Source organism: Aurantimicrobium photophilum, from assembly GCF_003194085.1.
Taxonomy (GTDB): Bacteria; Actinomycetota; Actinomycetes; order Actinomycetales; family Microbacteriaceae; genus Aurantimicrobium; species Aurantimicrobium photophilum.
The window spans coordinates 335,399-348,856 of sequence record NZ_CP023994.1; the positions used below are offsets into that span (position 1 = coordinate 335,399).

Consider the following 13,458-nt stretch of genomic DNA (forward strand, 5'->3'; position numbering starts at 1 on the left):
CCAGCCTAGTAAGACAGAGGCCTCTTCAGTTGGGCATCTACGACAAAAAAGTCCGCGAGTCGTGAACGATGCCTACAACGCCTATTTGATCCAGAGTTCAGGCCAGAACACGTCCAGCTTGCTCGCCATCCGGCGAAGTGCGGGAACGGAGACTCCGACCACAGTCGAGGGGTCACCGTCGATGCGGTCAATAAAGGCAGCCCCCAGAGAATCAATCGTGAACGCACCAGCCACTTTCAGCGGTTCTCCCGAGGAAATATAGGCTTCCAGCTCGGCATCAGAGATATCTGAAGAGAATGTCACCTCGGCAACAGTGACCTCTCCGACCGCAGAGTTCAGCCGACCACCACGGTGATCAATCATCCAGTGGCCTGAAAACAACTGCCCGGTGCGACCGCGTTGCTTCTGCCAGCGCTCCAATGCAACTTCGGGAGTGTGGGGTTTGCCATAGGTCACACCATCGAGCACAAATGCTGAGTCGCCGCCGAGAACCAAACCATCTATATCGGGATTCAATACCGCTTCAGCTTTGGCTTGAGCAAGGAGTTGAACCATCTCTGCTGGAGCAAGTGAGCCGCCTGCAGCTGCCTCGGCAGCGGCAACAGCGGCGTCTTCATCGACCTCGCTGGGGACCACGATCGGCTCAATTCCGGAGCTGCGTAGAGTCGCTAATCGTGCAGGAGAGGTGGATGCGAGATAGAAGCGCACGTACACGCCTTTCAAATATGGAAAGCTCGAACTATGGCACACAGTAAAACACAGAGAAATGTTTCCACCTCTCGAGGTTCCGAGTTCGTGGGCACAGTCTGTGAGCTCGACATTACCAATGTCGCTCACGGTGGTGTTTTTGTCGCCCGTCACGAGGGCCGTGTCATTTTCGTCGCAGACACTCTCCCAGGTGAGCGTGTGCTCGCCCGCATCACCGATGCGTCACAGAAAAGCTTCTGGCGTGCTGACACAGTTGAAGTGTTGACAACTTCTGCTGACCGCCAAGAACACATCTGGTCGGCAGCGAGTGTGAACCGCGACCCTGCACAGCGAGCAGGTGGTGCTGAGTTTGGCCACATCAAGTTGGCTACTCAGCGCGACCTCAAAGCTTTTGTTCTTGAAGACTCCCTTTCTCGCATGGGCAAGATCGAGCGCCGGGTCGAGGTTGAAGCGCTCGAGGGTGACGACGAATCCCAGGGCACCGGTTGGCGCACGCGCGTGCGCCTGCACGTCGACGCCGATGGCAAGGTTGGCCCCTATGCCGCCCGCAGCCATAACATCATCGAGGTGGAAGATCTTCCCCTCGCTGCCTCGCGCATTGCCGAGCTCGCTCCGTTCGGTCAGCGCATTCCGGGTATTGATTTCATTGATCTGGTTGGCCCCACCGGCGACTCAGCGCGTGCCATTGCTGGAAACATCGACACAGGTAAAAACAAGAAGCGACCTGCTCCCGAACCCATCACGGAGATCGTGGGCAAGCGTGCGTTCAAGGTGGATGTGCGCGGCTTCTGGCAGGTACACCGCCATGCTGCCGCCACGCTGTCCGAAGCCGTGAGCTCCGTCATTGACGAGGCCCTTTTTGACCCTCGTGCTGCAAACCATGACCTCTATGGTGGCGTCGGTTTGTTCGCAGCCGCCGTAGGTGACCGTTTCGGTTCAACTACCCGCATGACTTCTGTCGAGTCCGATGAGATGGCCACCGAGTATGCACTCGACAACTTGGCCGAATGGGTTGGTGCACGTGCAGTAACTGCACGAGTTGACCGCTACCTCGACAGCGTCCGCCGTGATCTCAACGCCGTGGAGAAGGCTCGCTATGCCGCAGCCACGATTGTGCTTGACCCACCACGTGCAGGTGCCGGCAAAGAGGTTGTGAACTCTCTTGCTGAGCTCTCACCAGCGCAGCTGGTGTATGTGGCGTGCGACCCTGTCGCGCTTGCGCGCGACGTGGCACTGTTCGCCGAGCGTGGCTACCAGCTCGAAGAATTGCGTGCGTTCGATCTGTTCCCGAACACTCACCACGTTGAAGCGGTTGCCCGCTTCGTGAAGAACTAGAACTTACTTCCCGAAGTCCCAGCCAAAGCGGCGTGAGCCACCCTTGATGTCTTCGCGGATGCCACGCTGAGACTTCTGCCAGGCACTCATGCCAGCGCCTTGAACCTCGTGCTCAATCGCTGATTCTTCTTCGATCTGTGCATCGAGGACGGCAAGCACAGCAGCCTTCTCCTCAGGGCTGACGCCCTGAGTGAGGAAGCGCACGTTCTCGAGCGTCACAGTGGGATGTTTCCGTGCTTCTTGGGAGGCAGGCTCGCACGCTTACCGCGTAAGGCACGCAGTGCCTTTGTCACGGCAACACGGGTCTGTGCTGGCTCAATCACACCGTCGAGCTCTCCACGCTCTGCGGCGAGGAAGGGGCTTGCCACGTTGTAGGTGTATTCGTTGGCGAGCTTGGTGCGGACGGCATTGACGTCTGCGCCTTCCTCTTCAGCCTTCTTGATTTCACCGCGGTAAAGAATGTTGACGGCACCCTGACCACCCATAACCGCGATCTCTGCGGTGGGCCAAGCCAGGTTGATGTCAGCACCGAGTTGCTTGGAACCCATCACGATGTAGGCGCCACCATACGCCTTGCGGGTGATGACGGTCACGAGAGGAACGGTTGCTTCCGAGTAGGCGTAGAGCAGCTTGGCGCCACGACGAATCACGCCAGCCCATTCTTGGTCGGTTCCGGGAAGGTATCCGGGAACGTCCACCAGGGTCAGGATGGGGATCGAGAAAGCGTCGCAGAAGCGAACGAAACGGGACGCCTTTTCACCGGCTTCAATGTTGAGGGTTCCGGCCATCTGAGAAGGCTGGTTTGCCACGACACCGACGGTGCGACCCTCCACGCGGGAGAAGCCGATCACGATGTTGGGAGCAAACAGTGCCTGGACTTCGAGGAAGTCACCGTTGTCTGCGATGCCGCGAATGACTTCGTGCACGTCGTAAGGCTGGTTGGTGCTGTCGGGAATGAGCGTGTTGAGTTTCTTGTCCTCATCCGTGATCTCGAGTTCAACCTCGGACTCATAAACGGGAAGCTCTGCCATGTTGTTATCCGGCAGGAAGCCGACCAACGTGCGAGCGTAATCGAGAGCGTCGCTCTCGTCTGCTGCGAGGTAGTGGGAAACACCAGAAACGGTGTTGTGGGTCAGTGCGCCACCGAGCTCTTCGAAGCCCACCTCTTCACCGGTCACGGTCTTGATCACGTCAGGACCGGTCACGAACATGTGGCTGGTCTTGTCCACCATGATGACGAAGTCGGTCAGTGCGGGGGAGTACACAGCACCACCGGCCGCAGGGCCCATGATGATGGAGATCTGAGGAATCACACCTGAAGCTGCAGTGTTGCGACGGAAGATTTCTCCGTACTTACCCAGGGCAACAACACCCTCTTGGATACGAGCTCCACCGGAGTCCAAGATGCCGAGGATAGGAACGCCCGTCTTGATGGCGAGGTCCATGACCTTGATGATCTTTTCACCGGCTACTTCACCCAAGGATCCACCGAACACGGTGAAGTCCTGCGAGTAAACAGCAACCTGGCGGCCGTGAATTGTTCCGGTACCGGTGACGACAGCGTCACCGTAGGGACGGTTCTTGTCCATGCCAAAAGCGGTAGTGCGGTGACGCACGTATTCGTCCAGCTCTACAAAGGAACCGGGGTCGAGAAGTTCTTCGATGCGCTCACGGGCAGTCATCTTGCCCTTGGCGTGCTGCTTCTCAGCTGCCTTGGCACCGTTCTCAATAACTGCTTCGTTGTAGCGTGCCTTCAGATCGGCAAGCTTTCCAGCAGTAGTGAAGGGGTCGATAGATTTCGCGTTTTCAGTCACGCTTTTCACTCTACTTGCCATAGGTATCGAAAAAGGGTTAGAGCTTCCCTACAAAAAACACCTGCCAAACTGTTCTTATGGACCTTTCGCTCAGCACACCTCATGCATCACGCCTGCTCTGGCTGGATGAAGTGGGTTCCACCAATACGCATTTAGTTGTTGCTGTGAACTCGAGCGACGGAGCCGAATGGCCTGATTTCTCGGTGGTTGCCACCGATAACCAAGTGGCGGGTAAGGGGCGACTTGGCCGCGACTGGAGCGCACCTGCCGGAGCATCCTTGGCCGTGTCTGTCTTGCTGCGCCCAGAAACTCCTGCAGGACGCCCCCTTCCTCCAGAGTCCCTCAGCTGGATGGGGCTGTTAGCAGGGCTCGCCATGGCCAGGGCCTGCAACAGCGTCCTGCCGGAGGGAAAGAAGGCCACAATCAAGTGGCCCAACGACGTGCTCATCGGAGAGAAGAAAGTCTGCGGTGTTCTCAGTGAACTTGTTGTCACACCCCAAGGTCTGGCACTCGTTGTCGGCACGGGCGTCAACATCGCGCTCGCCGAGGTTGACCTGCCTGTTCCCACTGCCACCTCGCTTGTGCTGGAAGGAGCACAGACCGCACTCGATGAGGTGCTGGCGGCGTACTTGACTGAATTCGCACGCATCACCCGAGTGTTCACCTCTGCTGCGGGCAATGTGCGCAGCTCAGGATTGCTCGATCAGGTCACCGAGCTGTGTAACACGATTGGGAAATCCGTCCGCGTGGAACTTCCCTCTGGTGAGAGTCCCGTCGGAACCGCGATAGGCCTGAGTGAAAACGGCTCCCTCATCGTGGAGATGAGTAACTGTGCTGAGCCTCTGGTGGTCTCTGCCGGAGATGTCACTCACTTGCGCGTGATCTAGCCCACTATCCCAGCGCGTCACCCTGGTTGGGGTTCTCCCGCCGACAATAATTGACCTAATGTCTAACCCCACCGTTGCTTATGAGCCTGCGCCCACGGAAGCAGCAGAACCCGTCGTTGTGCGACTTCGTCGCCACGGTCGCGTTCTGTTCATGCCCACCCTGGCGCTGATTGGTGTGGCAACCGCGTGGGGTTTCTTTTCTGAAGGCTTCCCCGAGCTGTGGATGAACCTCGTGTTCTGGCTGCTCAGTGCACTGCTCTTGATTGTGCTGTGGGTTTTCCCCCTGGTGACCTGGTTGGGTAACCGCGTCATCATCACCACCCGACGCGTGATTATTTATCGGGGCATCTTGACTCGCACGAAGCAAGAAGTGCTCTATGGTCGCATCCATGATGTGACGGTGCGTCAGAACGCTGTGCAGGCAGTTTTTGGTGCTGGAGACCTTCTTCTCAACACCGGCGCAGAAGCACCAATTCGTCTCTTTGATTTACCCAAGGCAAACCTGGTTCTTTCCGCCCTCTCGGAGTTGGTTGATTCACAAGCTCCGCTGTCTGCTCAGCTGCGTCGTGATGACCAGCGCTGGACGAACGAGTATTAGAACCGAGTACTTGAGCTGATTACGAAGAGCTCGTGGAGTTCTTCTTGCCGAAACGGCGCTGCCATCCCCACGCGGTGACTGACTTCATCGCCTCAACCACGATGTTCTTACTCATCTTGGATTCACCGGTTTCACGTTCCTTGAACTCGATGGGGAGCTCCACCACGGTGTAACCGGCATCGAGCACGCGCAGGGTGAGATCAATCTGGAAGCAGTAGCCGTGCGAGTTCACTTCTTCGAGGTGGATTCCCCGCAGGACCTCCGCGCGGAAGGCGCGGAACCCTGCGGTGGAATCTTTCACATTGATTCCCAGTGCAATGCGAGCATAGGCATTTGCGCCACGGCTGAGGAACAAGCGGTGCGCAGGCCAGTTCACGACAGAGCCACCTGTGACCCAGCGTGAACCAATAGCCAAGCCGGGGTAGTGCGCACCAGGAACGGTGGGTGCAGAGACAGCACCGATGAGTGCACCGAGACGGCTAGCTGGGTGGGAGCCATCGGCATCCATCTCGACGATGATCTCAAATCCGTGTTCAAGTGCCCAGGCAAAGCCAGCGAGGTAGGCATCGCCGAGTCCTGTTTTTTCGGTGCGGTGAAGAACGTGCACGAAGGGATCAGCACTGGCCAAAGCATCCGCCTTGGCTCCCGTGCCATCGGGGCTGTTGTCATCCACGATGAGGATGTTTGCGTCGGGAACAGCGATGCGAACGGCCTTCACTGCCTCGGGCAGGGTCTCGAGTTCGTTATAGGTGGGAATGATGACGACGGTGCTCATCGCTTCGCGCTCCACACCCACCAGCGATAGAGCGCAAAGCGAACCAGGGTTCCCAGACCTAAGCCAATGATGTTGGCAGAGACGTTATCTGCCAGCAAAGAATCAAAGCCCCATACATAGTGGGTGAACCACAAGGTGGCCAAGGTCACGAGCATGCCGGCAACAGATGCGAGGACGAACTCGAAGAGTTCGCGGACAACATCTGAGCGCTTATCGCGGCGGAAAGTCCAGTAGCGGTTGCCCAGCCAGTTGACCACGATGGCCACCGAAGTGCTCATGAACTTGGCCGTCAGAGGCTCGGCCCACCAGCCGGGGCCAGACAGGGAGAGTAGATTAAAGAGTGAAACGTCGACGACAAGTCCGACTAATCCGACCAGTCCGAACTTGACGAAGTAGCCCAACAGGCCTCTTCGCAAGCGAGTAAACAGGCTCGGGGAGGGCTCGGTTGCGATCACTCGCTCCGATGTGGTCATGTTTCTCCCCGTAAGTGCACTCTCAAACCCGTTCAATCACGTGAAAGATGAGCCGTTGACAACTGTAGTTGGCGTTATAGGTGGCGGCCAATTGGCCCGCATGATGGTGCCCCCTGCAATTAATCTAGGCCTAGATATCCGAGTGCTTGCTGAGAACGAAGGCTCTTCGGCGCAGATCGCCGCATCACAGGTTGGCGACTACACCGACGTCGAAACGGTGCTCGCTTTCGCAGCGGATTGCGACGTCATTACTTTCGATCACGAACACGTTCCTGCCCATGTGTTGGCAGAGCTGATTAAGCGTGGCTATTCCGTGCAGCCAGGTCCTCACGCTCTCGAGTTTGCTCAAGACAAGCTGCGCATGCGTCAGCGTTTGGGTGATCTCGGTATTCCTGTTCCGGGGTGGACGCAGGCGTCAACCACAGAACACGTCACAGGCTTCCTCGCAGAGTGGGGTGGCCGTGCTGTGGCCAAGACGGCTCGTGGTGGCTATGACGGTAAGGGTGTTCGCGTTATTACGAGCGCTGCAGAGGTTGCCGACTGGCTAGAACTTCTTCAGCCAGGTGAATCGCTTCTTCTTGAAGAATTCGTCGAGTTCCGCCGTGAACTCTCCCAGCTGATTGCCCGACGCCCCAGCGGCGAAATGGCACTGTGGCCTGTGGTGGAGAGCATCCAGGCAGATGGTGTCTGCAGCGAAGTAATTGCCCCCGCACCACACTCACAGGGCAAGATTGCCGATATGGCTGGCTCGATTGCCACCCAGATTGCGGCAGAACTTGATGTCACCGGTGTGATGGCCGTGGAACTTTTTGAGACCACCGACGACCGTATCTTGGTGAACGAACTCGCGATGCGTCCTCACAACTCAGGTCACTGGACCCAGGACGGCAGCACCACCAGCCAATTCGAGCAGCACTTGCGAGCTGTGCTCGACCTGCCACTGGGTGCAACCGGCCTGACGGCACCGTTCACCGTGATGGTGAACATTTTGGGAGGCCCCGCATCTGGTGACATGCTCTCTCCGTTCCCTCACGCGATGGCAGAGCACCCCACCGTGAAAATCCACACTTATGGCAAGGAACCACGTCCGGGTCGCAAGGTTGGCCACGTCAATGCCTCCGGAGATGATCTGCCCGAGGTTGCCTATCAGGCGCGTGGCGCAGCAGGATTCTTTCAGGTCTGAGCCCTAGCCTTGAACAATGGCTGAAACGCAACCACTCGTCGCCGTTGTTATGGGATCTGACTCTGACTGGACTGTCATGAGTTCTGCCGCCAACGTGCTCAACGACTTTGGCATCCCCTTCGAGGTTGAGGTGCTCTCTGCGCACCGCACACCTGAGAAAATGATTGCCTTTGGTAAGGCAGCTGCAGGCCGCGGCCTGAAGGTCATCATCGCCGGTGCCGGTGGTGCTGCGCACCTGCCCGGCATGCTCGCCAGCGTGACCCCCCTTCCTGTTGTGGGAGTACCTGTACCTTTGGCCAAGCTCGATGGCATGGACTCTTTGCTGTCGATTGTGCAGATGCCTGCGGGTGTTCCTGTTGCCACCGTGTCTATCGGTGGCGCCACCAATGCGGCGCTGCTGGCCGTCAAGATTCTTGCCACCAGTAACCCAGACCTGCTCAAGGCTGTCGAAGCGTATGCTTCCGGCCTGGCCGATCTGGTTGAAGAGAAGAACAAGGCTCTCAAGTCTCAGTTATGAGCCAGACCAGCCCACTGAGGTATCCCGACACCAGTTCGCAGAAGGTCATGACCACCCGCGCCTGGTGGTTGGTTGTACTCAACTTCGTGCTGCCGGGATCGGTGCAGGCGTTAGCGGGTAACAAACGCTTGGGCAAGATTGGCCTAGGCGCAACTCTTGTTCTCGTGGGCTTTCTTCTGCTCACATTCCTTATCGGGTTGCTGTGGCCTACTGCTGTCTTCTTCCTCGCAACGTGGGGACCTACCCTTTTCGTTGGACAGCTTGCTTTTTTCTTCTATGCGATTCTGTGGGCTGTGCTCACGCTGGACACCCTGCGTTTAATTCGTGTCGTGAAGACAGGGCCTCGTGCACGCTGGTGGATTTCAGGCGTCACGGTCATTTTGATGCTCTTTATTTCTGGCGGGGCAGCCTATGCGGGAACCCTGACCGGAAGTCTCAACAGTGCATTGGGAAAGATTTTCGTAGCGGGACCAAGCCAGCCACCGATCGATGGCCAATACAACTTCTTGCTTCTTGGTGGAGACGCTGGCGAAGACCGTGATGGTTTGCGCCCCGATACCGCTCAGGTTGTCAGCGTCAATGCAGAGACTGGTCAGGCGACAATCATCGGTATGCCTCGTGACTTGCAGGCCATTCCGTTCAATGAAGATTCGCCCATGTATTCGGTGTATCCCAACGGATACACCCAGGAAACCGGTGAATACTGCACCCGCTGGGCCTGCTTGAACACTGTTTATGTTGCGGCTGAAAATGATCATCCTGATCTTTACCCCAACGCTGCGGCTGAAGGTAGCTCACCTGGTATCGAAGCTATGCGTGATGCGGCGGAAGCGATTACCGGGTTGGACATTCAGTACTACGTCCTGATTGATATGCAGGGTCTGCAGAACTTGATTGACTCTCTTGGTGGAGTAGATATCAACGTCGAAGAGCGTATTGCCATCGCTGAGCCTGAGACCCCTGAAGAAGAAGTCGGCGAATGGATCGAGATTGGTCCTCAGCATATGGACGGCTACCACGCCATGATGTACATGCGTTCGCGCTGGTCTGGCACAGGTGACTATGACCGCATGGCACGTCAGCAGCAGGTTCAAGAAGCCCTGCTTCGTCAGATGAACCCTGCCAACGTCCTGACCAAGTTCCAGGAAATTGCCGCTGCAGGAACGCAGGTTGTGAAGACCGATATCCCACAGTCCATGCTCGGCTACTTCGTAGATCTGGGGCTCAAGACGAAAGAACTGCCCATCAACCACATTGAGCTCACGCCCTACTATGAGCCCTTCCCGGTTGACACGGAATACCCCGACTATGCAGGTATCCACGGCTACGTTTACTCGGTGATTCACCCACCCGAGCCCACGGAAACTCCAGCTCCATAGAGAGCAGAACGAGTTAGTCTTTGGTGCGGCGCCAGCTCAGCTCTGCTGAGCTGCGAGCCACAATCAAAACCACAAAGAACCAACCCCACTCAGTCAATGCTGTGCTTTCGGCGAGGCCAGATACGAGCAGAAGACTCAGCACAAGGGGTGACCAGAGATAGATCTCGCTCTTCTTTGAGGTGGCCAAGCTCCAGCTTCGGGCAAACGCAAACCCCAGAAGAATAAGTAACAACGCTAAGCCCACGATGCCGACCTGAAGCCAAGCGTCGAGGTAGATGTTGAGTCCAGAGTTGTGAATATCGCCACTGCCGGAATTCATCACTGTGAATGGTTGAGTCTTCCGTGGCCAGAGACCCACCCATCCCCAACCTTCGAGGGGTTTCATTGCAGCCAAGCGAAGCTCTTCACTCCACAGCAAGAGTCGATACTGCAACACCTCAGAGCTGCTGAGTGCTTCTAGGATGCTGCCACGGAGCGCCCACGCAACGATGAGGCCAAGTCCTGCTGCACTGGCAGCCGCGATCTCTGTTCCGCGCCGTACCGAGGGCTCCATCTTGCGCAGGGCAAAGAGAAGTGCAGCAACGACAACGACAACCAGTGCCGTGACGTAACCCACCGGCGAGGCTGCCAGCAGAACGCACAGGGCAGCTCCAAGCACAGACCAGCCTGCAACTTCTCTCGTCACGCTCTTGGTGCGCCACTCGATGATGAAGGTTACTAATGCAATCAGCGAGACCAGCATGAATGCATTACGTGAGCCAAATACTCCTTGAATGCCCTCACCGTTGACGAGGTTTCCGCGAATGCCAAGGAATTCGATTGGGCCATCAATAAGGACACCGGCAAAGATTTCGAGAGTGAGTGACGTGGCCAAGAACACTCGCAAAACATCACCGATGGCCCGAATGAGCTGGATGGTGTCACGCGTTGAGGAGATGGCTAGCGCCAGCACAGCAAAGCTGAGCTGAGACGCTATGCCAACCAGGCTTGCTTTGGGGTAGTAGGACCAAAAGTAACTGACTGCGCACCAGGCAATAAAAACTGCCAAGGAGATGGGCAGGAAGGCATTCCAACGCACCACGCGACGCCGAGCTATCAGCATCAACCCACAGAGAACCAGTTCGCTCACCACAATGGCGGTGAGGCCGGCAACACCCACCACGGAACGCAGGAGGTGTGTGCCCAGCGCGGTGGCGATGACCAGAATGCTCATCGCGCGCGCGAAGCGGGCATGGGAGAAGAAGGCGTAGGCAGCTTCAGCGATAGTGGCAGTAGTAGGGCTCATAGCAAGACCTAATTCAGTGCTTTAGTAATGCGCGTGGGAACCATGACGGTCAGCGACAAGATCACAACAAGTGCCCAGCCAGATTGAACCACGAGCTGGCTTTCGGCAAAGCTCTGGGCAAGCAGGGCAACCGTCACCAAGAGCGGAAGCAAGGAGCTTGCACTGTAAGGACGGGTTTCAACCAGGTCCCACTGAGGGCGGTCAATGGCGATGAACCACGAACGAGACAACAGAGCAAACATGGCGATTGCTAACGCAATCACACCCACATAGCCCAGTTGCATCCAGACATCGAGCCACACGTTGTGGGCCTGGAGGTAATGGACGCCTGAGCGCACAGCAAGGTTGTTGAACGGCTCAAGCCAGGGAACCCAGGGGCTCAGCCAGCCCCAACCGAAGACAGGACGCTGCTCGGCCATGGCGGTGACAGCAGCCCAAATGTCGGTGCGACCGGTGAGGTCTGACCCTTTGCCAAACACGGCCAAAATGGCAGAGCTTGCAACATTGACCAGAACGGTCAGAGCAATAATCACGGCGAAAGCGGTGAGATAAACAGGTCGACGTTTGGTGGCAGGGACGGAACGCATCCACAACACAAGTGAAGCGACGGCAACCACTGCAGCCAACGCGATGATGTCTGTTGCGGAACGGGTGAGTCCGATTGTCAGCAGTGCAATTAGAATCCAGACTGTTCCCCAATTACGCCAGACCGTTTTCTGGGCTAGCTGGATGCTGAACACAATCAGGGCAATGACAGCGATGAAACCAAGTTGGTTGCGGTTTCCCACGACGCCTTGAATGGGGCCGCCCTCGAGGAGGAGGTTGCGACTCCACTGATAAACGGCTGGGACCTTCTCGCCTGAGGTGTCGATAAAGACCGGGTAGATGGCGTGCCCAACGAAGACACTGACCCACAGTTCAAACAACAATGACGCTGCAAGGATCCAGCGCAGTGTTGTTCCCAATGCACGAATGAAGTCATTCCAGGGCAAAGTCAGGGCAATACCCACACCGCCGATGGTGACTTCAATAAATGGCCACAGCGTGAGTGCCGTGTTGGCGGGGGAGTATGCCCACGTGACCGAAGCCACTGCAAAAAGCCCAAAGAAGGCAAGCCAGAAAGGAATGCTGCGCCAATGAATCAGATGGCGTGCACGAATGATGACCACGATGTAAATCGCGGTGATGAGCACGCCCATACCCATGAAGATTTCCCAACCGAGCAGGTTGCGAATTGCCTCACCGGCAAAGAGCATGAACAGCGTGACTACGGCAAGGCCGGTCTTCGCTTTTCTATATTCTTTGGCGGGCATGTATCAAGGCTAGACGAATGCGGCGTGACCTGTGATGGCCCTGCCCACAATGAGGGTGTTCATCTCTCTGGTCCCCTCGTAGCTGTAGATCGCTTCAGCATCGGCAAAGAAGCGTGCCACGTCGTAATCGAGCACGATTCCGTTACCGCCCAATATCTCGCGGCACCACGCAACAGACTCACGCATACGTGCTGTAGCAACAGCCTTGGCGAGTGCTGCGTGCTCGTCTTTCATCTTTCCGGCGTCTTGCATGCGGGAGGTTTCTAGAACGAGGGAGAGGCTCGAGGTGATATTGCCCAGGCTCTTCACAAGCAAGTCCTGCACCATCTGGTGGGATGCAATGGGTTTACCGAACTGGATACGTTCCTTGGCATATGCCAGTGCGGCTTCGTAGGCGCCCACGGCGATACCGACAGCTGCCCAGGCAACCTCAGCACGCGTCAGACGCAACACGGTTGCGGTGTCGGCAAAGCTGTTGGCTTTCTGGAGACGGTTCGCTTCGGGGACGCGCACATCCGTCAAGGTGATATCTGCGTTTTGGACAATACGCAATGACTGTTTGCGTTCAATCTTGGTGGCGACATAACCAGGAGTATTCGTGGGAACAATAAAGCCCTTTACTTGACCGTCTGCTGTGTCCTTTGCCCACACCACGCAGATATCGGACCAGGTCGCATTACCAATCCACCGCTTAGAGCCGTTGAGGATCCACTCGTCCCCATCACGGGTGGCGGTGGTGCGCAGGCCCTGTGCCGAGTCAGAACCCGAGAGTGGTTCGGTCAGTCCGAAGGAGCCAACGATTTCACCGGTGTGCATTTTGGGAAGCCAGTAGGTACGTTGTTCATCAGAACCGCATACGCCGAGCGAACCCATTGCCAGACCGTTCTGCACACCCACGTAGGTTGCAACGCTGGCATCGATGCGTGCCAGCTCGAGGGCGACCCATCCGCGGAAGACCGCTGTGGTGGGGAAGGGTTCAGTTTCTGGCCAGGCCATTCCAATCAGCTTGGTGTCGGCGAGACCCTTGACCAGAGCCTTCGGGAATTCAGCACGGTCCCAGTGATCATTGATCACGGGCTTGATTTCGGTCTCGAGGTAGGTGCGCAATTCCATCAACTTGTCGAGTTCAACAGGAGACAGACTCGCCTCAAGATGGAAGAAGTCGCTTGGCAGGCTCTCAAAGGTCATGTG

The 13,458-nt window shown here is 57.0% G+C and carries 14 protein-coding genes; 6 read left to right on the forward strand and 8 right to left on the reverse strand.

The genetic code is table 11. The features are described from left to right. Positions 1-81: 81 nt before the first annotated feature. Entirely contained in the window at positions 82-708 is a 627-nt protein-coding gene (locus AURMO_RS01765; protein WP_420807775.1) for a Maf family protein, read from the reverse strand. 33 nt (positions 709-741) lie between these two features. Here AURMO_RS01765 and AURMO_RS01770 point away from each other — a divergent pair, with 33 nt between their 5' ends. Continuing rightward, a complete protein-coding gene (locus tag AURMO_RS01770) occupies positions 742-2,043 on the forward strand; it encodes a class I SAM-dependent RNA methyltransferase (RefSeq protein ID WP_110232875.1) in 1,302 nt (433 codons plus the stop codon). A 3-nt stretch (positions 2,044-2,046) separates the two neighbouring features. Here AURMO_RS01770 and AURMO_RS01775 read toward each other — a convergent pair whose 3' ends face one another. Together AURMO_RS01775 and AURMO_RS01780 are read right to left on the reverse strand one after the other, a co-directional pair. After that, positions 2,047-2,262, reverse strand: coding sequence for a hypothetical protein (locus AURMO_RS01775; RefSeq protein ID WP_110232876.1), 216 nt, complete (start codon positions 2,260-2,262; stop codon positions 2,047-2,049). Further along, entirely contained in the window at positions 2,259-3,857 is a 1,599-nt protein-coding gene (locus AURMO_RS01780; protein WP_420807776.1) for an acyl-CoA carboxylase subunit beta, read from the reverse strand. Before AURMO_RS01780 ends, AURMO_RS01775 begins: the two co-directional genes overlap by 4 nt. A gap of 77 nt (positions 3,858-3,934) precedes the next feature. Here AURMO_RS01780 and AURMO_RS01785 point away from each other — a divergent pair, with 77 nt between their 5' ends. Both AURMO_RS01785 and AURMO_RS01790 read left to right on the forward strand, forming a co-directional pair. Next, a complete protein-coding gene (locus tag AURMO_RS01785; protein ID WP_110232878.1) occupies positions 3,935-4,744 on the forward strand; it encodes a biotin--[acetyl-CoA-carboxylase] ligase in 810 nt (269 codons plus the stop codon). Positions 4,745-4,802: 58 nt separating this feature from the next. Next, positions 4,803-5,342, forward strand: a complete 540-nt coding sequence (locus AURMO_RS01790) for a PH domain-containing protein (RefSeq protein ID WP_110232879.1) — start codon at positions 4,803-4,805, stop codon at positions 5,340-5,342. A 19-nt stretch (positions 5,343-5,361) separates the two neighbouring features. Here the strand turns inward: AURMO_RS01790 and AURMO_RS01795 are convergent, their stop codons facing one another. Further along, on the reverse strand, positions 5,362-6,117 hold the full coding sequence (locus AURMO_RS01795) for a polyprenol monophosphomannose synthase (protein ID WP_110232880.1): 756 nt from the start codon (positions 6,115-6,117) through the stop codon (positions 5,362-5,364). After that, positions 6,114-6,590 (reverse strand): GtrA family protein, encoded by a 477-nt coding sequence (locus AURMO_RS01800; protein WP_110232881.1) that lies wholly within the window; start codon positions 6,588-6,590, stop codon positions 6,114-6,116. The genes AURMO_RS01795 and AURMO_RS01800 overlap by 4 nt, the downstream gene beginning before the upstream one ends. A gap of 55 nt (positions 6,591-6,645) precedes the next feature. Between AURMO_RS01800 and AURMO_RS01805 the strand changes: the two genes are divergently transcribed. From AURMO_RS01805 to AURMO_RS01815, 3 genes are read left to right on the forward strand one after another with little or no spacing between them, the layout of a single operon-like run. After that, positions 6,646-7,773 (forward strand): 5-(carboxyamino)imidazole ribonucleotide synthase, encoded by a 1,128-nt coding sequence (locus AURMO_RS01805; protein WP_110234831.1) that lies wholly within the window; start codon positions 6,646-6,648, stop codon positions 7,771-7,773. 16 nt (positions 7,774-7,789) lie between these two features. Beyond that, positions 7,790-8,290, forward strand: coding sequence for a 5-(carboxyamino)imidazole ribonucleotide mutase (gene purE, locus AURMO_RS01810; RefSeq protein ID WP_110232882.1), 501 nt, complete (start codon positions 7,790-7,792; stop codon positions 8,288-8,290). Next, positions 8,287-9,669 carry an LCP family protein gene (locus tag AURMO_RS01815; protein WP_110232883.1) on the forward strand — a complete coding sequence of 461 codons (1,383 nt, stop codon included), beginning with the start codon at positions 8,287-8,289 and terminating at the stop codon, positions 9,667-9,669. Before purE ends, AURMO_RS01815 begins: the two co-directional genes overlap by 4 nt. 13 nt (positions 9,670-9,682) lie before the next feature. Here the strand turns inward: AURMO_RS01815 and AURMO_RS01820 are convergent, their stop codons facing one another. The 3 genes from AURMO_RS01820 to AURMO_RS01830 are packed head-to-tail and all read right to left on the reverse strand — an operon-like array spanning position 9,683 to position 13,455. Continuing rightward, positions 9,683-10,954 (reverse strand): O-antigen ligase family protein, encoded by a 1,272-nt coding sequence (locus AURMO_RS01820; RefSeq protein ID WP_110232884.1) that lies wholly within the window; start codon positions 10,952-10,954, stop codon positions 9,683-9,685. A gap of 8 nt (positions 10,955-10,962) precedes the next feature. Beyond that, entirely contained in the window at positions 10,963-12,267 is a 1,305-nt protein-coding gene (locus AURMO_RS01825) for an O-antigen ligase family protein (RefSeq protein WP_110232885.1), read from the reverse strand. 9 nt (positions 12,268-12,276) lie between these two features. Beyond that, complete coding sequence (locus tag AURMO_RS01830; protein WP_110232886.1) at positions 12,277-13,455, reverse strand: acyl-CoA dehydrogenase family protein; 1,179 nt, start codon at positions 13,453-13,455, stop codon at positions 12,277-12,279. Positions 13,456-13,458: the final 3 nt, after the last annotated feature.